The organism is Kitasatospora sp. NPDC098652 (assembly GCF_044760155.1).
Taxonomy (GTDB): Bacteria; Actinomycetota; Actinomycetes; order Streptomycetales; family Streptomycetaceae; genus Kitasatospora.
In genome coordinates, this window is record NZ_JBIWAQ010000014.1 from 26909 (window position 1) to 47755 (window position 20847).

General features: G+C 74.3%; 20 protein-coding genes and 2 pseudogenes. 8 read left to right on the plus strand and 14 right to left on the minus strand.

Annotated elements, in window-relative coordinates; genetic code table 11:
- Positions 1 to 133: 133 nt before the first annotated feature.
- Positions 134 to 1555: a BTAD domain-containing putative transcriptional regulator gene (locus ACIQWA_RS26835; RefSeq protein ID WP_402486815.1), complete on the plus strand. Its 1422-nt coding sequence runs from the start codon at positions 134 to 136 to the stop codon at positions 1553 to 1555.
- Positions 1556 to 1571: 16 nt separating this feature from the next.
- On the opposite strand, the gene ACIQWA_RS26840 is transcribed toward ACIQWA_RS26835, so the two are convergent.
- A complete protein-coding gene (locus ACIQWA_RS26840) occupies positions 1572 to 2069 on the minus strand; it encodes a hypothetical protein (protein WP_402486817.1) in 498 nt (165 codons plus the stop codon).
- A gap of 119 nt (positions 2070 to 2188) precedes the next feature.
- Positions 2189 to 2662 carry a hypothetical protein gene (locus ACIQWA_RS26845; RefSeq protein WP_402486820.1) on the minus strand — a complete coding sequence of 158 codons (474 nt, stop codon included), beginning with the start codon at positions 2660 to 2662 and terminating at the stop codon, positions 2189 to 2191.
- Positions 2663 to 2932: 270 nt separating this feature from the next.
- Between ACIQWA_RS26845 and ACIQWA_RS26850 the strand changes: the two genes are divergently transcribed.
- Positions 2933 to 4051: an alpha/beta hydrolase gene (locus ACIQWA_RS26850; RefSeq protein ID WP_402486823.1), complete on the plus strand. Its 1119-nt coding sequence runs from the start codon at positions 2933 to 2935 to the stop codon at positions 4049 to 4051.
- 38 nt (positions 4052 to 4089) lie between these two features.
- Here the strand turns inward: ACIQWA_RS26850 and ACIQWA_RS26855 are convergent, their stop codons facing one another.
- The 3 genes and pseudogenes from ACIQWA_RS26855 to ACIQWA_RS26865 all read right to left on the minus strand — a co-directional run.
- Positions 4090 to 4806 carry a DsbA family oxidoreductase gene (locus ACIQWA_RS26855; RefSeq protein ID WP_402486825.1) on the minus strand — a complete coding sequence of 239 codons (717 nt, stop codon included), beginning with the start codon at positions 4804 to 4806 and terminating at the stop codon, positions 4090 to 4092.
- A gap of 94 nt (positions 4807 to 4900) precedes the next feature.
- Complete coding sequence (locus ACIQWA_RS26860) at positions 4901 to 5458, minus strand: GNAT family N-acetyltransferase (RefSeq protein ID WP_402486828.1); 558 nt, start codon at positions 5456 to 5458, stop codon at positions 4901 to 4903.
- 190 nt (positions 5459 to 5648) lie between these two features.
- Positions 5649 to 6020, minus strand: a pseudogene (locus ACIQWA_RS26865) (MerR family transcriptional regulator); the annotation flags it as partial.
- Positions 6021 to 6169: 149 nt separating this feature from the next.
- Between ACIQWA_RS26865 and ACIQWA_RS26870 the strand changes: the two are divergent.
- Positions 6170 to 7138 carry an oxidoreductase gene (locus tag ACIQWA_RS26870; protein WP_402486830.1) on the plus strand — a complete coding sequence of 323 codons (969 nt, stop codon included), beginning with the start codon at positions 6170 to 6172 and terminating at the stop codon, positions 7136 to 7138.
- A gap of 16 nt (positions 7139 to 7154) precedes the next feature.
- Here the strand turns inward: ACIQWA_RS26870 and ACIQWA_RS26875 are convergent, their stop codons facing one another.
- The 4 genes and pseudogenes from ACIQWA_RS26875 to ACIQWA_RS26890 all read right to left on the minus strand — a co-directional run bounded on the left by ACIQWA_RS26875 (position 7155) and on the right by ACIQWA_RS26890 (position 9287).
- Complete coding sequence (locus ACIQWA_RS26875; protein ID WP_360244914.1) at positions 7155 to 7643, minus strand: hypothetical protein; 489 nt, start codon at positions 7641 to 7643, stop codon at positions 7155 to 7157.
- Positions 7644 to 7778: 135 nt separating this feature from the next.
- Positions 7779 to 8087, minus strand: coding sequence for an AAA family ATPase (locus tag ACIQWA_RS26880; protein ID WP_402486835.1), 309 nt, complete (start codon positions 8085 to 8087; stop codon positions 7779 to 7781).
- A 147-nt stretch (positions 8088 to 8234) separates the two neighbouring features.
- Positions 8235 to 8465: pseudogene (locus tag ACIQWA_RS26885) on the minus strand (AAA family ATPase); the annotation flags it as partial.
- Between the two features lie 105 nt (positions 8466 to 8570).
- Positions 8571 to 9287, minus strand: coding sequence for a chitinase (locus ACIQWA_RS26890; protein ID WP_402486838.1), 717 nt, complete (start codon positions 9285 to 9287; stop codon positions 8571 to 8573).
- Between the two features lie 260 nt (positions 9288 to 9547).
- Here ACIQWA_RS26890 and ACIQWA_RS26895 point away from each other — a divergent pair, with 260 nt between their 5' ends.
- Positions 9548 to 11584, plus strand: a complete 2037-nt coding sequence (locus tag ACIQWA_RS26895) for a hypothetical protein (protein ID WP_402486841.1) — start codon at positions 9548 to 9550, stop codon at positions 11582 to 11584.
- 37 nt (positions 11585 to 11621) lie between these two features.
- On the opposite strand, the gene ACIQWA_RS26900 is transcribed toward ACIQWA_RS26895, so the two are convergent.
- Positions 11622 to 11813 (minus strand): DUF6011 domain-containing protein, encoded by a 192-nt coding sequence (locus tag ACIQWA_RS26900; protein WP_360245766.1) that lies wholly within the window; start codon positions 11811 to 11813, stop codon positions 11622 to 11624.
- Positions 11814 to 11839: 26 nt separating this feature from the next.
- Between ACIQWA_RS26900 and ACIQWA_RS26905 the strand changes: the two genes are divergently transcribed.
- Positions 11840 to 12124: a TetR/AcrR family transcriptional regulator C-terminal domain-containing protein gene (locus tag ACIQWA_RS26905; RefSeq protein WP_402486845.1), complete on the plus strand. Its 285-nt coding sequence runs from the start codon at positions 11840 to 11842 to the stop codon at positions 12122 to 12124.
- Here the strand turns inward: ACIQWA_RS26905 and ACIQWA_RS26910 are convergent.
- The gene (locus ACIQWA_RS26910; protein WP_402486848.1) at positions 12111 to 12530 is read right to left on the minus strand and encodes a winged helix-turn-helix transcriptional regulator; all 420 of its coding nucleotides are present in this window, start codon (positions 12528 to 12530) and stop codon (positions 12111 to 12113) included. The two genes, ACIQWA_RS26905 and ACIQWA_RS26910, sit on opposite strands and share 14 nt — an antisense overlap.
- A gap of 93 nt (positions 12531 to 12623) precedes the next feature.
- Here ACIQWA_RS26910 and ACIQWA_RS26915 point away from each other — a divergent pair, with 93 nt between their 5' ends.
- Positions 12624 to 13517, plus strand: a complete 894-nt coding sequence (locus ACIQWA_RS26915; RefSeq protein ID WP_402486851.1) for an SDR family oxidoreductase — start codon at positions 12624 to 12626, stop codon at positions 13515 to 13517.
- A gap of 154 nt (positions 13518 to 13671) precedes the next feature.
- The gene (rarD, locus tag ACIQWA_RS26920; protein ID WP_402486854.1) at positions 13672 to 14649 is read left to right on the plus strand and encodes an EamA family transporter RarD; all 978 of its coding nucleotides are present in this window, start codon (positions 13672 to 13674) and stop codon (positions 14647 to 14649) included.
- On the opposite strand, the gene ACIQWA_RS26925 is transcribed toward rarD, so the two are convergent.
- Genes ACIQWA_RS26925 through ACIQWA_RS26935 form a run of 3 tightly spaced genes read right to left on the minus strand, consistent with a single transcriptional unit; the run spans position 14639 to position 18002 of the window.
- Positions 14639 to 15622, minus strand: a complete 984-nt coding sequence (locus tag ACIQWA_RS26925; protein WP_402486856.1) for an ABC transporter permease — start codon at positions 15620 to 15622, stop codon at positions 14639 to 14641. The two genes, rarD and ACIQWA_RS26925, sit on opposite strands and share 11 nt — an antisense overlap.
- Entirely contained in the window at positions 15609 to 16688 is a 1080-nt protein-coding gene (locus tag ACIQWA_RS26930; RefSeq protein WP_402486858.1) for an ATP-binding cassette domain-containing protein, read from the minus strand. The genes ACIQWA_RS26925 and ACIQWA_RS26930 overlap by 14 nt, the downstream gene beginning before the upstream one ends.
- Before the next feature lie 3 nt (positions 16689 to 16691).
- Entirely contained in the window at positions 16692 to 18002 is a 1311-nt protein-coding gene (locus tag ACIQWA_RS26935; RefSeq protein WP_402486861.1) for an outer membrane lipoprotein carrier protein LolA, read from the minus strand.
- A 181-nt stretch (positions 18003 to 18183) separates the two neighbouring features.
- Here ACIQWA_RS26935 and ACIQWA_RS26940 point away from each other — a divergent pair, with 181 nt between their 5' ends.
- Positions 18184 to 20790, plus strand: a complete 2607-nt coding sequence (locus tag ACIQWA_RS26940; protein WP_402486864.1) for a bifunctional FO biosynthesis protein CofGH — start codon at positions 18184 to 18186, stop codon at positions 20788 to 20790.
- Positions 20791 to 20847: the final 57 nt, after the last annotated feature.

Sequence of the window (20847 nt, forward strand, 5' to 3'; positions counted from 1 at the left end):
TCGTCCCGTTTCCTGATTCGTCCCGTGCCGGATTCTCGCCACTTCCGTCCGGACGGCGGCGCCCCCAAGTCCCGGCTTCTATGCTCTGTTCACAGATTGTGCCCCGGACGCCGGAATTCCGAGAGGGTGGGGAGTGGAGCTCGATTTCCGCGTGCTGGGGCCGTTGCGCGCCCGGTGCGAGGGCCGTGAGGCCGACCTCGGCAGGCCGCAGCAGCGTGCGGTGCTGGCGGCGCTGCTGCTCGCCCCCGGGGAGCTGGTGTCGACGGACCGGCTGGTCGAGGGCGTGTGGGGCGAGGATGACGCGCACTGGCCGAAGGATCCGGTGGGCCAGATCGGCACCCACGCACACCGGTTGCGGCGGGCCCTGGACGCGCCCGGGCTGCTGGTCGCGGCGGCCGGCGGGTACCGGTTGTCGGTGCCGCGGGACGCGGTGGACCTGTTCCGGTACGAGGCCGCGGTGGCCGAGGCCGTCGCGCTGCGTCACCGGGATCCGCTGCGAGCGCGGGAGTTGCTGGTCGGGGCGCTCGACGCCTGGGAGGGGCCGCGGGCGCTGGACGGCGTACCCGGTCCGCTCGCCGAGCGGGCCAGGGAGCGGCTCGCGGCCGGGCGGCTGGCGGCGCTCAAGGTGCGGTACGACCTGGACCTCGCGCTCGGCGGCCACGAGCAGGCGCTGGAGCCGCTGGGCGAACTGGCGCGGGCCTACCCGCTGGACGAGGAGGCGCACCGGCTGCACCTGCTGGCGCTGCACCGCTGCGGCCGTTCCGAGCAGGCGCTGGCGGCGTACGAGGAACTGCGGGAGCGGCTGGACCGGGAGCTGGGCCTCGAACCGGGGGCCGCGGTGGCGGAGCTGGCCGAACGGGTCCGGGGCGGGGAGCCGGTGGCGGCGGCCCGGGCGCTGCCCCGACCGTGCCAGCTGCCGCCGGACATTCCCGACCTGGTCGGTCGGGCGGGGCTGCTGCGGGAGGCGGAGCGGGCGCTGCGGGCGGGCGGCTCGCCGGTGGTGGGGTTGTCGGGGCCGTCCGGCAGCGGGGCCTCGGCGCTGGCCGTGCACGTCGCGCACACGGTGCAGGACGCCTTCCCGGACGGGCAGTTGTACGCGGCCGGCGGGGAGGCCGGTGCGGTGCTGGCGGGCTTCCTGCGCGCCCTGGGGGAGCGGCCCGGCGACGGCGCGGGGGTCGGCGAACTCGGCGCGCGCTACCGCGAACTGCTCGCCGGGCGGCGGGTGCTGGTGGTGCTGGACGGGGTGGCCGACCCCGGGCTGCTGCTCCCGGAGGTGCCGGGCTGCGCCGTGGTGGTGGCGGGAGCCGAGCCCGGGGCACTGCCCGGCTGCGCCGTGCGGCTCGCGGTGGGACCGCTGGAGCCGCACGACGCCTATGAGTTGCTGGCCCGGATCGTGGGCGCGGAGCGGATCCGCCGCGAGCCGGACGCGGTGGCGGGGCTGGCCGCGCTCTGCGGGTACCTGCCCGTCCTGCTGCGGACGGCGGCGACCCGGCTGGCGGCCCGCCCGCAGTGGTCGGTGGCCGACCTGGTGCGGTGGTTCGCGGGGCGGGGGTGAGCCCGCCTCGGCGGCCTCAGTACAGGTCGGAGGAGAGGGGAACGGTGTTGGGGTCGCCGCCGTTGCTGCTGCGGGGGATGATGCCGCCGTTCCAGTGGACGCCGGAGCGGCCGGCGTCGAAGACCATCAGCTTGGCGTGCGGGTGGCCGGCCGTGCCGAGGGACCAGCAGACGCCGCCGTTGGCGGAGTAGACCACGAGGTTGCCGTCGGACTGCATGACGGCCTTGTAGCCGCAGCCGACGGTGTTGCTGGCATAGGTGACCTTGGTGAACTGCCCGCTGCCGTCGTTCTGGTAGACGACGAAGTTGCCGTCGGGCTGCATGATGACGCGCGTGGTCATGGAGTCGAGGTGCCAGCCCGGGTAGAGCGGCTCGTCGTCGTAGATCGCCTTGTAGCCGTTGCCCTGTTCGAGCGCCGCCTGGGCGGTGCCGGTGGTGGCCACCGTCCCGGCCAGGGCGAGCGCGGCGGTCGCGGCGGCCAGCGCCGTGTGGCGGAGGGTCTTCTTCGTCCTCATGTCCCGTGTCTTCCTTCGGTGTCTTCGGTGCCCGTGGTCCATCCGTGCTGAACGCCCGCGCGCCGCGCCTCACCTGCGCGCCGGGCCGGCGGGCGGGTGAGGCGCGGCGGGGCCCGGCGTCAGTACAGGTCGGAGCTGCGCAGGCTCGCCCAGTCGACGCCGTGGGAGGGCGGGTTGGTGAAGGCGATCGCGAGCCCGCCCTTGTCGGCGACCACCAGCGTGGCCTTGCCGGCGGGGTTCGGCTTGAAGGTGTTGCTGGCCCAGCAGGGCTGGTTGTAGGCGTTGTAGACGACGAAGTTGCCGTCGCCCTGCATGATCGCCTTGACACCGCAGCCGAGGGTCTTCGGGGCGACCCAGACGGGGGTGGGGGCGCTCGGGACGCCCCGGTAGAGGACGAGGTTGCCGTCGCCCTGCATGATCAGGCTGGTGTCACCGGCGGTGAGGCGGTCCCCCTGGTAGAGGACCCCGGGCTCGTCCATCCCCACACTGTCGTCCGCCTGCGCGGTCCCCGCCGACACCATCGTCCCGGCCAGTGCCAGCGCACCGGCCGCCGCGGCCATGGCCATGTGCCGCACGGTCTTCTTCGTCTTCATGTCCCCGTGTGCCTCTTCTCGTACCTCGCGCCCGTGATCCCCCGGGGCGCCTCCTGGAACGATCATGGCGCAGGGCGGTAGACAACCGATGAACGCCCCCGTCGGCCCGTCGGCCGGCCGTTCCCGGGCGAGGTCAGGGCCGTGCGGCCGGCGACAACCACTGGAAGCCGGTCCGGTCGACGAGGAACGGACGGACCGGCGAGCCCTGCTGAGTGATTCCGTACCGTCCCAGGTGCAACCGAACACCCGTCGCCCTCCGTTTCAGCAGGTGTGAAGCTCACCGGCACGCCGTTCCTCGTCCTCGCGCTGTTCCTCGTCCCGCTCTCCGTGGGCCTGCTGATGTACCTGTGGAACCGGGTGCGCGGCCCACAGGCCCTGCGGTTCGGGGCGCGGCTGCTGATGGTGGCCTTCGCCCAGGTCACAGCGGTGACGCTGGTGTTCGTGCTGGTGAACAACGACAACCAGCTGTACGGCAGCTGGGACGACCTGCTCGGCACCGGCAACCACGTGCGCGCCGTGCCCGTCCCGCCCCCGGCGGACGCCACGGCGGCGGCGAACGCGCCCGACCAGCCCAAGGTGGTGCAGCAGTTCGGGCCGGTGGACGACAACGCCGTGCCGAAGGACGTGCGGACGACCCAGCTCAAGGGCCGGGTGTCCGGGGTGGACGGCGAGGTGCTGGTCTGGACGCCGCCGCAGTACGACGACCCGGCCTACAAGGACAAGAAGTTCCCGGTGGTCGAGCTGCTCGCGGGCTTCCCCGGTTCGTCCAGCGCCTGGTTCGGCAGCATGAACGTCTCCAAGCAGCTGGGGCCGTTGATGAAGTCGGGGCAGGTCGCGCCGTTCATCCTGGTCTCGCCGCGGGTGGTGCTGCTCGGCAGCCACGTCGACACCGGCTGCGCGGACGTGCCGGGCAAGGTCAACGCCGAGACCTGGCTGGCGCGCGATGTGCCGCAGATGGTGCTGGACAACTTCCGCGCCGAGCCGGGCCCGGAGCACTGGGGGGTGGCCGGCTACTCGGCGGGCGCGCACTGCGCCGTCCGGCTCGCGCTGGGGCACCCGAACCGGTTCCACGCGGGCGTCAGCCTGTCCGGCTACAACGACCCGATGGGCGAGTCCGACTCGCTGACCGCCAAGGACGCGCACCTGCGCGAGGTCTCCAACCCGGTCTACCTGCTCCAGCACGCGCAGACGCCGCCCAACGTCGCCCTGTACGCGACGGGCAAGAAGGGCGACGGCCTCGAGGACGCCCTGGCGCTCCAGAAGAACGCCAAGGCGCCGACGGTGGTCACCCCGGTGGAGGTCAACGGCCCGCACCTGACCTCCACCTGGCAGCCGCTGGTGCCGTCGGTGTTCACCTGGCTGACCCAGACCATCGGCAAGACCGGCTGACGGTCTGCCCTCGGCCCTCGGCGGTCAGTGGACGGCGGTCAGCGCTGCGGCAGCTCGCAGCCGTCCGGCCCGCAGGCCTCGGCGTCGCCGGGCGTGCCGACCTGGACCAGCGGGGCCGGCACCCGGCTCGCCCAGGCCTGCTCCAGCGCCATGGTGAAGGTCTCGGCGGGCTGGGCGCCGGACACCCCGAGCCGCCGGTCGAGGACGAAGAACGGCACGCCCGTCGCCCCCATGGCGCTCGCCGTCGCCTCGTCCTCGCGCACCGCCTCGGCGTACGCCTCCGGGTCGGCCAGTACGGCGGCCGCCGCCCCGCCGTCCAGTCCGGCCTCGACGGCCAGCTCGACCAGCCGCCCGGGGTCGAAGGCGGAGCGCTCCTCGGCGAAGTTCGCCCGGTACAGCGCGTCCAGCAGCTCGGCCTGCCGGCCGTGCTCGGCGGCGAAGTGCAGCAGCCGGTGCATGTCGAAGGAGTTCGCGGCGTCCCGGCCCTCGTCCAGGTACGGCAGTCCCTCGCCGCGCGCGTTCTCGGCGATCCGGGCCTCCGCGGCCTCGGCCTGCTCCAGGCTCAGCCCGTACTTGGTGGCGAGCAGCGGGATCACCGGCCGGGCCGCGTCCGGCGCGTGCGGGTCCAGCTCGAACGAGCGGTGGACGACCTCCACCTCGTCGCGGTGCGGGAACGCCGCCAGCGCCCGTTCGAACCGGGCCTTGCCGATGTAGCACCACGGACAGTTGATGTCGCTCCAGATCTCCACGCGCACGGCGCCGCACTCCTTCTGCTCCCGCGCGGTCCCTCCGCGCACTGCGGTGGTGCCAACGCGGTCGAGGACCTGAATATTTCTTGCCATGAAATATTCAGGTCCGGGGTTCGGCGACCGGGCGCTCGTAGCGGCTCATCCAGAGCACCGGGACGGCCTCCTTCGGCTGCCCCGGCAGGCCGAGCCAGCGGGCGTCGCCGCGGTGGGTGAAGCCGCGGCGCTCGTAGTAGTCGCGCAGCGAGCGGTTGTGGGAGACGCAGTCCAGGCGGAGGGCGGCCGCGCCGCGCTCGCGGGCGCGGTCCTCGGCCCAGGCGAGGATCACCGCGCCCAGGCCGCGGGCCGACCGGCGGACGGCGAGCCGGTGCACGTAGCCGGCCGTGCCGCCGACGTCCGCCCACAGGTCGTCGGCCCAGTCCAGGGTGACCGTTCCGGCGGTCTTGTCGCCGACGTCCACCAGCCAGGTCTCGCCGCGTTCGATCGCCGCGACCACCCACCCGGGCGGGAAGCGGTCCGGCCACTGGCGGATGCCGCGCCCGCCCAGCCAGCCGGCCGCCTCGTCCAGCACCTCCAGCACCTCGCCGGTGTCCGCCGGGGCGGCGGGCCGGAAGGACACCCGGTCGCCGGCCCACTCGATCGGAGCGTTCGTCGTTGCCACAGTCCCTACCGTCCTACCGTTCGGGTGCGAAGGCCGAGGCGAGGTCCCCCGCCGTCCAGCGTTCCGGCTCCGCCGATTCTTCCGTCACCTCCAACGCTCCCGGTGCCTCCGGTGCTCCCGGCCCTCCCGGCCCTTCCGGCCCTTCCGGGACTCCCGGTGCTCCCGGAGCGGGCGGTCGGCCCGGGCGGACGGTCGGGTCCCAGAGGCCGGTGGCCTCGCCGCGCGCGAGGTGCTCGGCGTAGACGGCGGTCTTCCGGGCGATCACCGAGCGGCACTCCTCCAGCGCCCGGATCCGCTCGTCGACGCGCTGCTGGTGGGCGTCGAGCAGGCGCAGCCGCTCGGCCTCGTTGCCCGGGCCCCGTCGCACCAGCTCGGCGAAGCGCCGCAGCTCGGCGAGCGGCATGCCGGACTCGCGCAGCTTGACGCAGATCAGCAGCCACTCCACGTCCAACGCGCCGTAGCGCCGACGGCCGCCCGCGGTGCGCCGGACCGGCTCGACCAGCAGGCGCTGGCGCTCGTAGAAGCGCAGGGCGTCCACGCTGAGCCCGGTCTGCTCCGCCACCTCGCCGATGCCCAGCTCCGCCGCGCCGTCCCCGTCCCCGTCCCCGTCCCCGTCCCCGTCCCCGTTCCCGTCACCCGCCATGGCGCCCAGCCTAGTTCGGAGGGGACGGACTTGAGCTGGACCGCACTCCAGCTCCTACCGTCCTCGCCATGACCACCGACGAACAGCAGCCGCTCGGCTCGCCCTTCTGCGCCACCAGCACCGCCGAGGCCGTCATGGCCGGCCTCGACCTCTCCGGCCGGACCGCCGTCGTGACCGGCGGCGCCTCCGGCCTCGGCCTGGAGACCGTACGGGCCCTGAGCGCGGCCGGCGCCCGGGTGATCGTGCCGGCCCGCCGGCCGGAGCCCGCCCGCGACGCGCTGCGCCACCTCGACGGCTGCGAGGTCGTTCCGGCCGACCTCACCGACCTCGACAGCGTGCGCGCCGCCGCCGAACTGATCGCCGGGGCCACCCGGCACATCGACCTGCTGTTCGCCGTCGCCGGGGTGATGGCCACCCCGGAGCGGCGCGTCGGGCCGGGCTGGGAGGGGCAGTTCACCGCCAACCACCTCGGACACTTCGCGCTCGCCCGCGCGCTCCACCCGTTGCTCGCGGCGTGCGGGGCCAGGGTGGTCGTGAACAGCTCGGCCGGGCACGCCCTCACCGACATCCGGTGGCACGACCCGCACTTCCACCACGGGTACGACAAGTGGCTCGCGTACGGCCAGTCCAAGACCGCCAATGTGCTGTTCGCCGCGCACCTCGACGTGCTCGGGCGGGCGGACGGCGTCCGGGCCTTCGCGCTCCACCCCGGCAAGGTCATCACCGGCCTCCAGCGGGAGCTGACGCTCCGGGAGCAGGTCGACCGCGGCTGGGTGGACGAGCGGGGCGTGGTCGTCGGGGCGGACTTCAAGTCCCCCTCCCAGGGCGCCGCCACCGGCCTGTGGGCGGCGACCTCCCCGCTCCTCGACGGCCGCGGCGGGCTCTACCTGGAGGACTGCGAGGTCGCCCGCGTCGCCGCACCCGGGGAGCCGATGGACGACGGCGGCGTCCGCGCGTACGCCCTCGACCCCGGTTCGGCGGCCCGCCTCTGGGACGTCTCCCTCGCCGCGACCGGAGCCGCCCCGATCACCCGCTGAGGGCAGGACCGCCCCGCTACAGGCAGATCCAGCAGTACAGCCGTTCGCCAGCCGCCCGCGCCCGGCGGGCGAGGGCGATCAACTCCCCGGCCAGCGGTGCGAGATCCGCCGGATCCACCCCGCCCCACTCCTCCGCCTCCGCCCACTGCCGGACGGCCTCCGGTATTCGCTCGTCGGGCAGCTCGGCGAGAGTGTCGCGGGTCGCGTCGTCGAGTTCGAACGCCCACGGGCCGGTCGCCCACGGATCGTCCTCGCCCCGGGGCCCGTCCGGGCCGGGGCGCGGGGTGGTCGGCCAGATCGGCGTGTCCTCCACGAGGTCGACCCGCCACGGCTCCGCCCGGATCGCCGCGACGAGCTGCGCCAGCACGACGCCCGGGTCGATCCGCTTGGCCTCGACCACGTCGAAGTCCGCGCGGACGGCGGCCAGTGAGCCGTCGGCCGCGTCCAACGCCCGCACCACGGCCTCCGCGTCAGGCGCGCGGAAGTAGTCGGTCAGCACACCCATCCCGGCTGCCACCTCCTCGTCTCGGTCCTGCGAGCAGTCCAGCAGACGCCACTGACACCGTTCACTCGATCGGCTGATGCCCGGAACGGGAAGTCGGCCGGTCCGACCTCCCGCTCCACAGACGGGCCGGGCCCGTCAGGCGAAGGACGGCCAGCGGGCGGCGGCCCAGGCGTGCCAGTCGGGCCAGGGGGTCGGGGGCGGGTCGAGGTGGTGGCCGGCCAGTTCGGCGGGGTCGGGCTCCTCGAAGTGGGCGCGGCCGTCGAGGATGTCGGCCTCGGTCATCGGGAAGGTCTCGTCCGGGGTGGCGGCCCAGCGCTGGGCGATCCGGGCGCGCTGGGTGTGCACGTCCACCGGGAGGTAGAGGAGTCGGCAGGACGCCCCGGCCCCGGCCGCCAGCCAGCGAATCGCGGAGCGTTCGTCGCGCCCCTCGGGCGTGTCTGACAATTCGCGTCGGATCAGCGCGCGGCGTTGGGGTGCGTGCATCGCAAGGCGGAGGAGGGAGTCCATGCGGAGCATCGGCGACTGACGACAACGCGGCGAGGTGCGTGCCCCGGCGTCGCGCGCCCGGCGGGAATTGTCAGACACGCCCTAGCAGCCGAAGTCGACGACGACGTCGGTGCCCGCGCGCAGCGCCTTCAGGCCGAGCGAGAGCAGGCGGCCCTCCAGCACGTCCCGCTTGCCCTCCGCCTCGGCCGTGCCGAACAGCGGGAGCATCCACTCGTCCGGGCTCAGCCGGACCGCCCGGTGCTCCGCGGCGAGTCGGCGTGCCAGGGTCGTCTTTCCGGCGCCGGGCAGCCCGACCATCAGGAAGAGCGTCGTCACGCCCGCATGGTGGCAGCCGCGGCGTGGCGGGCGCGAACGCTTTTGCCCCCGGGGCGGGAAGTCGGCCGGTCCGACCTCCCGCTCCGCGGGCACCCGGTGGCGGGGTCAACAGGAGATGTTGCCGCCGCCGACGTTGGTGCCGAGCACGCCGACGAACTGCTTGAACAGGTTGATCCGGTCGTTGCGCTCGTCCGGGTTCTTGCCGTCGCACTCCAGGGCGCCGTTGATGCTGCGGATGGTCTCGCCGAAGCCCCGGTTGTTGACGATGGCGTCGTGCGGGGTCATGGTGCCGGCGCCCTTCTGGGTGTCCCAGAACCAGAGGGCCGTCTTCCAGGAGACGGCCGGGTCGGTCTGCACCAGGTTCGGGTTGTGCAGCAGGTCGATGTGCAGGGCGTCGCCCGCGGCCTTGTAGTTGAAGTTCCAGCTGATCTGCAGCGGCCCGCGCCCGTAGTAGGCGGACTGCCCGGCCGGACAGCCGTAGGGCTGGCCGGCGTCGCAGTAGTGGCTGTAGTTGGCGGTGTTCTGCTCGACGACGTACTTGAGCCCGCCGGTCTCGTGGCTGACGTTGGCGAGGAAGGCGGCGGCCTCGCGCTTGCGGGTGGCGTCGTCGCCGCTGGTGGCGAACCTCGGGTAGGCGCCCAGGGCGTCGGTGAGGCCCTTGTACGTGTAGAAGGAGTTCCGGCTCGGGAACATCTTGTTGAACTGGGCCTCGCTGACCACGAAGGAGGCGGCGGAGGCCGGGGTGGCGACCGGCCCGGTCAGGGCGAGGGTGCTCAGGACGGCGGCCGCGGCGAGTGCGGAGAGGGTGCGGGAGAGCTTCATCGTTCCTCGGCAAGGGTGGGGATCCGGATGCGAAAGGTGCTTCGCTCTCGAAGCACCGGAGTCATCGTGGTGGCCGCCGCCCCGGAGCTGAACCCTTCTCAGGTCTAAACCACTCGTAAGGGTCTTGTCCGACGGGTCAGTTGTCCGCCACACCCAGCGCGGGGTGATCATCCGCCAGTCGTACGTACCGGATAGCCTCGTCCGCGCACGAGGACCGAGGAACCAGCGAACACCGCGCGACCGCGACCGGGGGACAGGGCATGGCGCACACCGACGACGACGGCGACGAACGGCTGGCGGCCGAGGGCGAGGTGGCCGTCGCCCGGCTGGCGATCGACTCCGGCGACCTCGGCCACGCCGCCGACCACCTCGCCGACGCCATCCTCGCCGACCCCCAGCTGCCCGAACTGCACGAGGCCCTGGCCGAGTTGTGCGCCGCCACCGGCGGCCCCGCCGCGGCCCGCGAGCTGTTCCCGCTGGACGGCGAGGTCTACCTGGGCACCGTCGTCTGCCGCGCCCACGTGGAGGCCGCCGCCGGGGACTGGGACACCGCCGTCGGCCTGCTCGCCTCGGCGATCCAGTACGAGCCGGCCCGCCCCTGGGCACACACCGCCTGGCTCGCCCGCGAGGACCTGCCCACCCTGGTCGACCCGGACGCCGTCGCCCAGGCGGTGGCCCGCGCCGCCGGTGCGCTGCCGGACCCGCTGCCCGCCGAACTCGCCGACGCAGTGAGACCCTTCGAACGCTTCCTGCGGGCCGTGGTGGCCCGCCACCCCGACCACCCGCTGCTGCTGGCGATGGCCTCCGGCCTGACCCGCCGCTTCGGCGCCACCACCCGCGCCGTCGAACTCGCCGAGCGGGCCCACCGGCTGGCCCCCGACTACCTGCCCGCCGTGATGCTCGGCAACGCCCTGCGCGCCGACGGCCGCCCCGAGCACGCGCTCGCCGTCTGGGAGGCCGAACTGGCCCGGGTCGCACCGGCCGAGGGCAACTCCAGCGGCTACCTCGCCGTGGACGTCGCCGAGCTGTACGGCGCCCTCGGCCGGCCCGCCGAGGGCCTGCCCTGGCTGGAGCGGGTCCTCGCCGCCGAACCCGGGCACCCCAAGGCCGGCCCCGCCCTGTACGGGCTGCGGCACGCCGTCGACGGCGAGGCGGTCCACCTGCTCGCCCTCGCCGACCACCACCGGGACCACCCCGACCACGCCTACGCCCAGGACCTGCTGGAGCGGCTCAGCCACCGGGAGCCCTGGCTCGGGATGGTCTCCGGCACCACCGAGGCGACCGTCAACGTGCTGCACCAGGTGCTCGGTTCGTCCGGCGCCGGCCGCGACACCGAGGTCGACTGCACCGCCTCCGCCGTCGAGCCGCCCAGCTCGGTGCTGGCCGTGCACCTCGCGCTGCCGCGCTCCACGGTGTCCTACCGGTCCGTCGGCGAGCCCGACCCCCGGCTGCCGCTGACCGAGCCCACCACCCGGATCTGGGCCTGGGACGGCACCGACCCGCGCCCGGCCGTCGCCGCGCCCGCCCCGGCGAGCGCCGACCTCGTGCGCGCCACGGCCGAGATCGTCTGGCCGACCGTCCCCGCCGCCTACGACCACGCCGTCCGGCTGGCCGGGCTCCCGCTGGACGAGCTGCTCGGTGTGCTGGTCCACCCGCCGCTGCCGCGCGAGGACGACCTCGGCCGCGCGCTGCTCGCCCACCAGCCCGAGCTGTGGGTGCGCGCCGTCCAGGCCTTCGCCTGCCTCGGCATCGCCCACCACCGCACCGACCAGCCCTGGGAGGGCTCCGAACGGCGCCGGGTGCTGCGCGACCTGCTGCTCGGCCCGGAGGACTGGGTGGTCGAGGCGGCCGGCTTCGCCCTGGTCGCGATCGGCTGGACCCACCCCGCCGCCCGCACCGACATCGCCGCACTGCTGCGGCAACGGCTGCACTACAGCGCCCGGGCGAGCCGCAGCCGGGTGGTGACGATCCTGCGCTCGTACTGCGCCCTGGTGCTGGCCGCGCCGTGGGTGGAGCTGTCCGACCGCGAACTCGCCCGGCAGCTGCTGGCGGAGGCCGACGCCCGGGACGCCCGGGACGGCGAGGAGGCCGAGGAGGCCGAGGATGCGAAGGGACCGGAGGACGCCGAGGGTCCTGAGGGACCTGAGAGTGCTGAGGGTGCTGAGCGCCCCGGGGACGCCGACGCGTCCGGCCCGGCGGTGCCCGAACCCCCGCAGCGGCAGCGGCAGCGGCAACGGCCGGCGGAGCCGGGGCGGTCCCGCCCCGGTCTGCTCCGCCGCCTCTTCGGCCGCTCCTAGCCCTGTCCCCGGCCTGTCACGGGTCCCGGCCGGCGCCCTACACGCCCGGCAGGGTCTCCTGCTCCACGTCGAACCGGGCGACCCGCTCCGCCGGGTCCCGGCACTCCGGCCCGAGCCGGAGCATCCGCGACTCAGGGTCGTGCAGCGGCCGGTGGCAGCGCCGGCAGGTGACCCGGGGGCGGAGGACCTGGGTGGTGTCCGTGCCGGGAAGCGGCTGAGGGCTGGTCATGGGGGAGACGGTAGCCGCCGCCTCCCGTGGGCGGATCCTCCGCATGGCCACCGACCGCAGCAGCGCCGACCGCAACGGCGCTCCACCAGCCGCCCGCCCAGCAGGACAGCGCGATGACCGACGCCCAGTGGTGGCAGGCCAACGCCGAGCTGCCGGCCCGGGTCTTCGACCCCGAGCGCCACCCGGTGGCGGCCAGGGTCTGCGCCGCGGCGGGCGCGGCGCACGGCGGCGCGTACGACCCGGACCACGCGTACGCCTTCGGCCTGGCCCGGGTGCTGGACGGGCTGGAGGCCCTGATCAGGGAGCGGTAGCCCGCCCGTCGTACTCCTCGCGCGCCGCGACCACGGCGGCCACCCGCCGCTCCGACCAGTGGGCGAGCGCCGCGACCAGCTCTGCCGCCTCCCGCCCGAGCGGGGTGAGGCTGTAGTCGACCCTGGGCGGGATCACCGGGTGCGCCTCGCGCAGCACGAAGCCGTCCCGCTCCAGCGTCTGGAGGGTCTGGGCGAGCATCTTCTCGCTGACCCCGGAGACCTGCCGCCGCAGTTCGCTGAACCGGTAGCCGCGCTCGCGCAGCGCGCCGAGGACGAGCACGCCCCAGCGGCTGGTGACGTGCTCCAGCACGCCCCGGGACGGGCACATCCGGTCGAAGACGTTCGCCGGGGGCGGCACCGCGTCGACCGGCGCCCCGCCCACCATCCGCATGCTGCTCACCTTCATGTCAGTACCCTACTTCGAAGTGCGTACTTTCGAAAGGTTAGTGCCGGTCCTAGGGTGAGTGTCGAGGTCAGAACCCGTCCAGAGGAGCACCCCATGTACGTCGTCACCGGAGCCACCGGCCAGCTCGGCCGCCTCGTCGTCGAAGGCCTGCTGGCGCAGGTCCCCGCGGGCGAGGTGGCGGTCGCCGTCCGCTCCGCCGGGAAGGCGGCCGACCTGGCCGCGCGCGGGGTCGACGTCCGGGTGGTCGACTACGACCGGCCGGAGAGCCTGGCCGGCGCCTTCGCCGCCGGGGACCGGGTGCTGCTGATCTCGGGCAGCGAGGTCGGCCGCCGGATCCCGCAGCACCGGGCCGTGGTCGAGGCCGCGCGGGCGGCCGGGGTCGCCCTGCTCGCCTACACCAGCATCCCGGCCGCGGCCACCTTCCGGCTGGCCGACGAGCACCGGGCCACCGAGGAGCTGATCCTCGCCTCCGGCCTCCCGTACGCCTTCCTGCGCAACGGCTGGTACACCGAGAACTACCTGGGCGACGCGGCCGGCACGGTCGGGCGCGGGGTGGTGCTCGGCAGCGCCGGGAACGGTCGGGTGGCCACCGCCCCGCGCCGGGACTACGCCGACGCGGCGGTCGCCGTGCTGCTGGGCGGGGGTGGGAGCGACGGCGCGGGTGAGGGGGCGGGCGAGCGGGGCCGGGTGTACGAGCTGAGCGGTGACACCGCCTGGAGCCTGTCCGAGCTGGCCGCCGAGCTGGCGCAGGCCTCCGGCAAGGCGGTCGTGCACCGCGACGTCACCCCGGTCGAACACCTGGCGGCCCTGGTCGGCGCGGGCCTGCCGCAGGGCTTCGCGGAGGCGCTGGTCGACGTGGACGCGGGCATCGCGCGCGGCGAGCTGGCCGGCACCCCGGGCGACCTGGCCCGGCTGATCGGCCGCCCGACCACCCCGCTGGCGCAGTCCGTCCGCGAGGCGCTGGCCGCCCCGCCGGCCGGCGCCTGACCAGCCCGGCGATCGGCGCCTGACCAGCGCGGTCGCCGGAGCCGTCCAGCATTCAAGCAATGTCATGACCAAAATCCGGAAACGGAGATGACAGCCTGCCCTCCCGCCCGCTACCGTCGCATCGATATTCGCGCGCGCGGGAGGGCACTCGGCCATGCCACAGACGACCCAGCAGAACAGTGGCCGAGGCCTCTGGTACGGCATGGCGGCCTACGGGATCTGGGGGATCTTCCCCCTGTTCTGGCCGCTGCTCGAGCCCGGCGCCGCCGACGACATCCTCGCCAACCGGATGGTCTGGTCGCTGGTCGCGGTGGTGCTGATGCTGGTCGCCCAGCGGCACTGGAGCTGGATACGCCCGCTGCTGCGCCAGCCCCGCCGACTCGCCATGCTGGCCGGCGCGGCCACCGTGATCTCCGTCAACTGGGGCGTCTACATCTGGGCCGTCAACAACGGCCACGTGGTGGAGACCAGCCTCGGCTACTTCATCAACCCCCTGGTCACCATCGGCTTCGGCGTCCTGGTGCTCAAGGAACGGCTGCGCACCGTGCAGTGGACGGCCGTCGGCATCGGCGCCGCCGCCGTCGCGGTGCTCACCGCCGCCTACGGTCAGCTGCCCTGGGTCGCGCTCACCCTGGCGCTCTCCTTCGCCACCTACGGCCTGTTGAAGAAGCAGGTCGGGCTGAGCGGGCTGGAGAGCCTGGCCGCGGAGAGCGCCTTCATGTTCCCCTTCGCCCTCGGCTACCTCGTCCACCTGGAGCTCAGCGGGCGCGGCACCTTCGGCCACACGGTGGCCGGCTCCTACGGCTGGGGGCACTCCGCGCTGCTGGTGGTCAGCGGGGTGATCACCGCCGTCCCGCTGCTGTTCTTCGGCGCGGCCGCCGTCCGGGTGCCGCTGACGGTGCTCGGCCTGCTGCAGTACCTGGCACCGGTGTTCCAGTTCCTGATCGGCGTCGCGGTGTTCCACGAGTCGATGCCGCCCGCGCGCTGGGCCGGCTTCGCCCTGGTGTGGGCCGCGCTCGCGCTGCTCACCTGGGACGCGCTGCGCCAGGTGCGGGCGGACCGGGCCGGGCGGACCGCGACCGTGCCGCGGCCCGCCCCGGCGGGGGCGGCCAAGGAACCCGTCAGGCGCTGATGTCGCGGCTGGTGAACCGGGCCCAGGCCGCCGAGCCGAACACGGCGACGTAGGCGGCCTGGAGGCCGAGGTCCTTCCACACGCCGTCCCAGTACATCGGCTCGCGCAGCAGGTCCGAGAAGCTCATCCAGTAGTGGGTGAACAGGAACGGCCGGACCGCGTCCAGCTGCGGGAAGGCGTCCAGGATCTGCACCGTGATCACCAGCCCGACGGTCGCGGCCATCGCCGCGATGCCGCTGCCGGTGAGGGTGGAGACGAACAGCCCGATCGCCACCAGCCCGGCCAGCGAGGCGGCCACCACCCCGGCCACCAGCACCGCCCGCAGCAGGGCGTCGCCGAAGCCGATGGTGTCCCCGGAGATCAGGGTGACCTCGCCGAGCGGGAACAGAGTGGCGCCGGTGGCCAGCGCCGTCACCGCGACCGCCGCGGTGGCGGCCAGGCAGAACACCAGCCCGGCGGTGAACTTGGCGGCCAGCAGCCTGGTCCGCCCGGCGGGGGCGACCAGCAGGTAGCGCAGCGTCCCGGTGGCCGCCTCGCCCGCCACCGAGTCCCCGGCGACCACGCCGACCGTCATCGGCAGGAAGACCGGCAGGGCCACCGCCAGCGCGGTGAACACCAGGAACAGGCCGTTCTGGGTGGTCTGCGCGATGAAGCTCGGCGCACCGCCGCCACCGCCGCGCGGACTGTCGGTGTTGAGCTTGACGATCACCCCGATCAGGACCGGCAGCGCCGCCAGGATGCCCAGCAGCACCTTGGTGCGCATCCGGCGGAAGGTCAGGTGCAGCTCGTTGCGGAACAGCGCCAGGAAGCCGGACGCGGTCTGCGGCCGCCGTCCGGCGAGCAGCACCGTCCCGGCCGGGGCCGCTCCGTCCGCCGTCGTCCCGCCGGCTGTTGTCCCGCCCGTGGCCGTCGTTCCGCCCGTGGCCGTCCCGCCCGTGGCCGTCCCGGCCGCCGAAGCCTCAGCCCGCGACATCGAAGCCCTCCCCGGTCAGCGCCACGAAGGCGTCCTCCAACGTGCCCCGCTCCAGCCCGAACCCGTGCACCCGGACCCCGGCCTCGACCAGCGCCGCACACAGCTTGGGCAGCGCCTCGTCGTCGCTCGCGCCCAGCTCGCCGTCGACCCGGCCCTCGCCGGGCACCAGCGCGCCCACCTGGTGGGCGGCCAGTACCTCGGCGGCCTGCGCCACGTCGGGGGTGCGGACCACCAGCCGGCCCTGGGCCCGGGCGGCCAGCTCGGCCACGGTGCCCTGGACGACCAGCCGGCCCCGGGACATCACGGCCGCGTGGGTGCAGACCTGCTCGATCTCGTCCAGCAGGTGCGAGGAGAGGAACACCGTGGTGCCCTCCGCCGCGACCTCCCGCACCAGCGCCCGGATCTCCCGCATGCCCTGCGGGTCCAGCCCGTTGGTCGGCTCGTCCAGCACCAGCAGCTCGCGCGGCTGCAACAGCGCTGAGGCCAGGCCCAGCCGCTGCTTCATGCCGAGCGAGTAGGCGCGGGCCTTCTTCCCGGCGGCGGCACTCAGGCCGACCCGCTCCAGCGCGGTCTCCACCCGCTGCCGGCGGGTGCGCGGGTCGGCGGTCGGGTCGGCCGCGTCGAAGCGGACCAGGTTGTCCCGGCCGGAGAGGAAGCCGTACAGCGCCGGGCCCTCGATCAGCGCGCCCACCCGGGGCAGCACGGTGGCGACGGACTGCGGCATCGACTCGCCGAGCACGGTGGCCGCGCCGGAGGTGGGGGCGATCAGGCCCATCAGCATCCGGATGGTGGTGGTCTTGCCGGAGCCGTTGGGGCCGAGGAAGCCGAACACGGAGCCGCGCGGCACGGCCAGGTCCAGGCCGTCGACGGCGAGTTGGCCGCCGCGGAAGCGCTTGGTCAGGCCGCGGGTCCTGATCACGTCGTCGGTGCGGTCGGTGCGGTCGGTGCGGTCAGTGCGGGGGGCCGGAGGAGCGGAAGGAGCGGAAGGAACGGGGGCCGGGCGCGACGCGGCGCCCGGACCCCCGGCCGACTCCGTAACGTCCCCCGTTACGGGAGCGTCGGTCATCCGTCAGTTCACCCCGGCGGCGTGCTGGAGGACCGACAGGGTCACCGCACCGGCGAAGACCCGGCCGTCGTCGGTGAGCAGGACGTTGACGACCTTGGAGCTGATCAGGGTGCCGCCGCCGACCGGCTTGCCGAGCGACTTCACCAGCGCCTGCGGGTTCATCGACCGGCTCTGGTGCTTGCCCTGCCGCCCGTCGGCGTTCGGCGCCTCGGCGGGCGCCCCGACGGCGGCGGGCAGCTGGGCGGAGACCACGGCCGTCCAGCCCTCGCCGATCACGTTCACGCCGTCGTGGCCCTTGGCCTGCTCGCCCGCGAAGCCCTGGACGTCCTGGGCGCCCTGGTCGCGGGAGCCGTGCGCGCTCTTCGCCGCCGCGTCCGCCTTCCGCTCCGTCACCTTGGCGCCCTTGGGCACGGTGAAGTCGAAGGTCTTGGCGGCCGGCTTGGCGAAGGACACGTCGGTGAAGTGCACGTCCAGCACGGTGGAGCCGTCGGTGGACTTCACCACCACGGCGAGCGGCACCCCGTTGTCGGCCGCCACCGAGATCCGCACCTCGGAGATCGTCGAGCCGGACTGGGTCGGCTTGACGCTCAGCCGGTAGGCCTTCTGCCCGGCCACGTTGGCCGTCCCGTCGACGGTGACGGAGGTGGTGCCGGCGCTCCCGGTCAGGAACTGCTTCGCGGCCTCCTGCGGGGTGGTCGGCACCCCGGTCAGCGGGGCCTTCGGCTTCCCGGCGTGATCGGCGTGATCGGCGTGACCGGCGTGACCGGCGTGGTCGGCCGGACGCCCGGTCAGGTGCAGGGCGGTGTTGGTCGAGCTGTCCCAGGCCCAGCTCTGGTCCCCGTTGCGGACCAGGGTGTAGCCCGCCATGTTCTCCATCAGGTCGACCCGCTGACGGTCCGGGCCGTCCACCGCGACCCGCAGCGTCCGGTCGCCGCTGAGCAGGCCGAGCAGCTTGGCCTGCGGGTCCGCGCCCGCGCCGCCCCCGTCGTTCCCGCTGCCGTGTCCGGCCGCGGCGCCGAGGCCGCCCGCGGCCGCGCCCAGCAGCTGGCTGGGCACCCCGAGGTCGGTGGAGACGGAGACCGTCCCGGACAGGGTCTGGGCGTCCGAGCCGAGCACCTTGGCCACCACCTGCTCGGCGGACAGCTGCGGCAGGTCCGGCGGCGAGTCGGCGGCCAGCGCCGGCACCAGCCCGACCCCGGCGGCGATCACCGCGACCACCGCCACCGGCACCCCGACCCGCACCATGGTGCGCCGCCGTGAGCGGTACGGCACCCCGCCGTCCGAACGGTCTTCCCCTGCCGTCCCATTGGTCATGGCGTCCTCAACTCCTCTACGAACCCGTGCGATTGGCCGTGCTCCTCCATTAGAGGCCGGTGCCGCCGCCACGTCATCGCCCTGCAGGGGCACTTCGAGGTGAACCTGACGGGTACGCCGACCCTGAGACGGCCTCAGGGTTGGGTCATCCTGCCGTACCACCCTGGCGTAGGGTCGCGCCATGGACGGAACCGCAACGGACGCAAGCAACCCTCCGACCGCGAACGCCATGCGGCGCGCCCTGCGCCGCGCCCGGGACGGCGTGGCCCTCGACCCGACCGAGGCCGCCGTACTGCTCCAGGCCAGAGGCGAGGACCTGCGCGACCTGTGTGCGAGCGCCGCCCGGGTGCGCGACGCCGGCCTGGAGGCGGCCGGCCGCCCCGGCGTCATCACCTACTCCAAGAGCGTGTTCATCCCGCTCACCCGGCTCTGCCGCGACAAGTGCCACTACTGCACCTTCGCCACCGTCCCCGGCAAGCTGCGCCGGGCCGGGCACGGGATGTTCATGTCCCCGGACGAGGTGCTGGAGGTGGCCCGGCGCGGAGCCGAACTCGGTTGCAAGGAAGCCCTGATCACCCTCGGCGACAAGCCCGAGGACCGTTGGCCCGAGGCCCGCGAGTGGCTGGACGCGCACGGCTACGACGACACCGTCGCCTACGTCCGGGCCATGTCCATCCGCATCCTGGAGGAGACCGGCCTGCTGCCGCACCTCAACCCCGGGGTGCTGAGCTGGACGGACTTCCAGCGCCTCAAGCCCGTCTCAGCCTCGATGGGCATGATGCTGGAGACCACCGCCACCCGGCTGTGGAGCGAGCCCGGCGGCCCGCACTTCGGCTCCCCGGACAAGGAACCCGCCGTCCGGCTGCGGGTGCTGGAGGACGCGGGCCGCAGCTCCGTCCCGTTCACCAGCGGCCTGCTGATCGGCATCGGCGAGACGTACGAGGAGCGCGCCGAGTCGCTGTTCGCGCTGCGCAAGGTCTCCCGCGCCTACCACGGCATCCAGGAACTGATCCTGCAGAACTTCCGGGCCAAGCCGGACACGGCGATGCGCGGCATGCCCGACGCCGAACTGGACGAACTGGTCGCCACGGTGGCCGTCGCCCGGCACCTGCTCGGCCCGACCGCCTGCCTCCAGGCGCCGCCGAACCTGGTCGACGGCGAGTACGAGCGGCTGATCGCCGCGGGCATCGACGACTGGGGCGGCGTCTCCCCGCTCACCCCGGACCACGTCAACCCCGAGCGCCCCTGGCCGCAGATCGACCGCCTCGCCGAGCGCTCCGCCGCGGCCGGCTTCGAACTGCGCGAGCGCCTCGCCGTCTACCCCGAGTACGTGCTGCGCGGCGAACCCTGGCTGGACCCGCGGGTGCTGCCGCACGTGCGCGCCCTGGCCGACCCGGCCACCGGCCTGGCCAACCCGGACGCGACCGTCCTGGGCCGCCCCTGGCAGGAGCCCGAGGACCTGCCGGAGTCGTACGGCCGGACCGACCTGCACACCGCCGTCGACACCGAGGGCCGCACCGGCGACCGCCGGGCCGACTTCGAGGACGTGTACGGCGACTGGGAGGTGCTGCGCGAGCAGGTGCTGGCCAAGGGCGCGCCCGAGCGCCTCGCCGGGGACCTGCGCGAGGCGCTGGCGGTGGCCGCCGACGACCCGACGAAGCTCACCGACGACCACGCGCTGGCGCTCTTCCACGCGGACGGCCCGGCCCTGGACGCCCTGTGCCGGATCGCCGACGACGTCCGCCGGTCGGCGGTCGGCGAGGAGGTCACCTACTGCGTCACCCGGAACATCAACTTCACCAACGTCTGCTACACCGGCTGCCGCTTCTGCGCCTTCGCCCAGCGCCGCACCGACGCCGACGCCTACACCCTCTCCCTGGAGCAGGTCGCCGAACGGGCCGCCCAGGCCTGGGAGGTGGGCGCCACCGAGGTGTGCATGCAGGGCGGCATCCACCCGGACCTGCCCGGCACCGCCTACTTCGACATCGCCCGCGCGGTGAAGGAGAAGGTCCCCGGCATCCACGTGCACGCCTTCTCCCCGATGGAGGTGGTCAACGGGGCCACCAGGACGGGCCTGTCGATCCGCGACTGGCTGCAGCGGGCCAAGGAGTCCGGCCTGGACACCATCCCCGGCACCGCCGCCGAGATCCTCGACGACGAGGTCCGCTGGGTGCTCACCAAGGGCAAGCTGCCGGCCGCGACCTGGGTCGAGGTGGTCACCACCGCGCACGAGCTGGGCATCCGCTCCTCGTCCACCATGATGTACGGGCACGTGGACACCCCCGCGCACTGGCTCGGGCACCTGCGGCTGCTCGCCGAGATCCAGCAACGCTCGCTCGAATCCAACAGCAGCGGCGGCTTCACCGAGTTCGTCACCCTCCCGTTCATCCACACCAACGCCCCGGTCTACCTGGCCGGCATCGCCCGCCCCGGCCCGACCGCCCGGGACAACCGCGCCGTGGTCGCGATGGCCCGGCTGCTGCTGCACCCGCACATCCCCAACATCCAGACCAGCTGGGTCAAGCTGGGCGCCGAGGGCGCGGCCGAGATGCTCCGCTCCGGCGCCAACGACCTCGGCGGCACGCTGATGGAGGAGACCATCTCGCGGATGGCCGGCTCGGCGTACGGCAGCTACAAGTCGGTGCGCGACCTCCAGGCGATCGCCGAGGCCGCCGGCCGCCCGCACCGCCAGCGCACCACCGTCTACGGCGAGGTGTCCGCCGAGCGGCGGGCGGCGGCGCTCGCCTCGGACGGGCACCTGCCGGAGCTGCTGCCGGTCCTGGACTGAGGCGCCGGGCGTCCGGCCCGCCGCACCGTCGGCGGGCCGGACGTGGGCCGGACGTGG

Excerpts from the sequence above, each read along its gene's own strand:
- ACIQWA_RS26940 (WP_402486864.1), top strand. The coding sequence starts at position 18,184 with ATGGACGGAACCGCAACGGACGCAAGCAACCCTCCGACCGCGAACGCC.
- ACIQWA_RS26910 (WP_402486848.1), bottom strand. The coding sequence starts at position 12,530 with ATGAAGGTGAGCAGCATGCGGATGGTGGGCGGGGCGCCGGTCGACGCG.
- ACIQWA_RS26935 (WP_402486861.1), bottom strand. The coding sequence starts at position 18,002 with ATGACCAATGGGACGGCAGGGGAAGACCGTTCGGACGGCGGGGTGCCG.
- ACIQWA_RS26900 (WP_360245766.1), bottom strand. The coding sequence starts at position 11,813 with ATGACCAGCCCTCAGCCGCTTCCCGGCACGGACACCACCCAGGTCCTC.
- ACIQWA_RS26930 (WP_402486858.1), bottom strand. The coding sequence starts at position 16,688 with ATGACCGACGCTCCCGTAACGGGGGACGTTACGGAGTCGGCCGGGGGT.
- ACIQWA_RS26890 (WP_402486838.1), bottom strand. The coding sequence starts at position 9,287 with ATGAAGCTCTCCCGCACCCTCTCCGCACTCGCCGCGGCCGCCGTCCTG.
- ACIQWA_RS26895 (WP_402486841.1), top strand. The coding sequence starts at position 9,548 with ATGGCGCACACCGACGACGACGGCGACGAACGGCTGGCGGCCGAGGGC.
- rarD (WP_402486854.1), top strand. The coding sequence starts at position 13,672 with ATGCCACAGACGACCCAGCAGAACAGTGGCCGAGGCCTCTGGTACGGC.
- ACIQWA_RS26870 (WP_402486830.1), top strand. The coding sequence starts at position 6,170 with ATGACCACCGACGAACAGCAGCCGCTCGGCTCGCCCTTCTGCGCCACC.
- ACIQWA_RS26875 (WP_360244914.1), bottom strand. The coding sequence starts at position 7,643 with ATGGGTGTGCTGACCGACTACTTCCGCGCGCCTGACGCGGAGGCCGTG.
- ACIQWA_RS26840 (WP_402486817.1), bottom strand. The coding sequence starts at position 2,069 with ATGAGGACGAAGAAGACCCTCCGCCACACGGCGCTGGCCGCCGCGACC.
- ACIQWA_RS26915 (WP_402486851.1), top strand. The coding sequence starts at position 12,624 with ATGTACGTCGTCACCGGAGCCACCGGCCAGCTCGGCCGCCTCGTCGTC.
- ACIQWA_RS26925 (WP_402486856.1), bottom strand. The coding sequence starts at position 15,622 with ATGTCGCGGGCTGAGGCTTCGGCGGCCGGGACGGCCACGGGCGGGACG.
- ACIQWA_RS26845 (WP_402486820.1), bottom strand. The coding sequence starts at position 2,662 with ATGAAGACGAAGAAGACCGTGCGGCACATGGCCATGGCCGCGGCGGCC.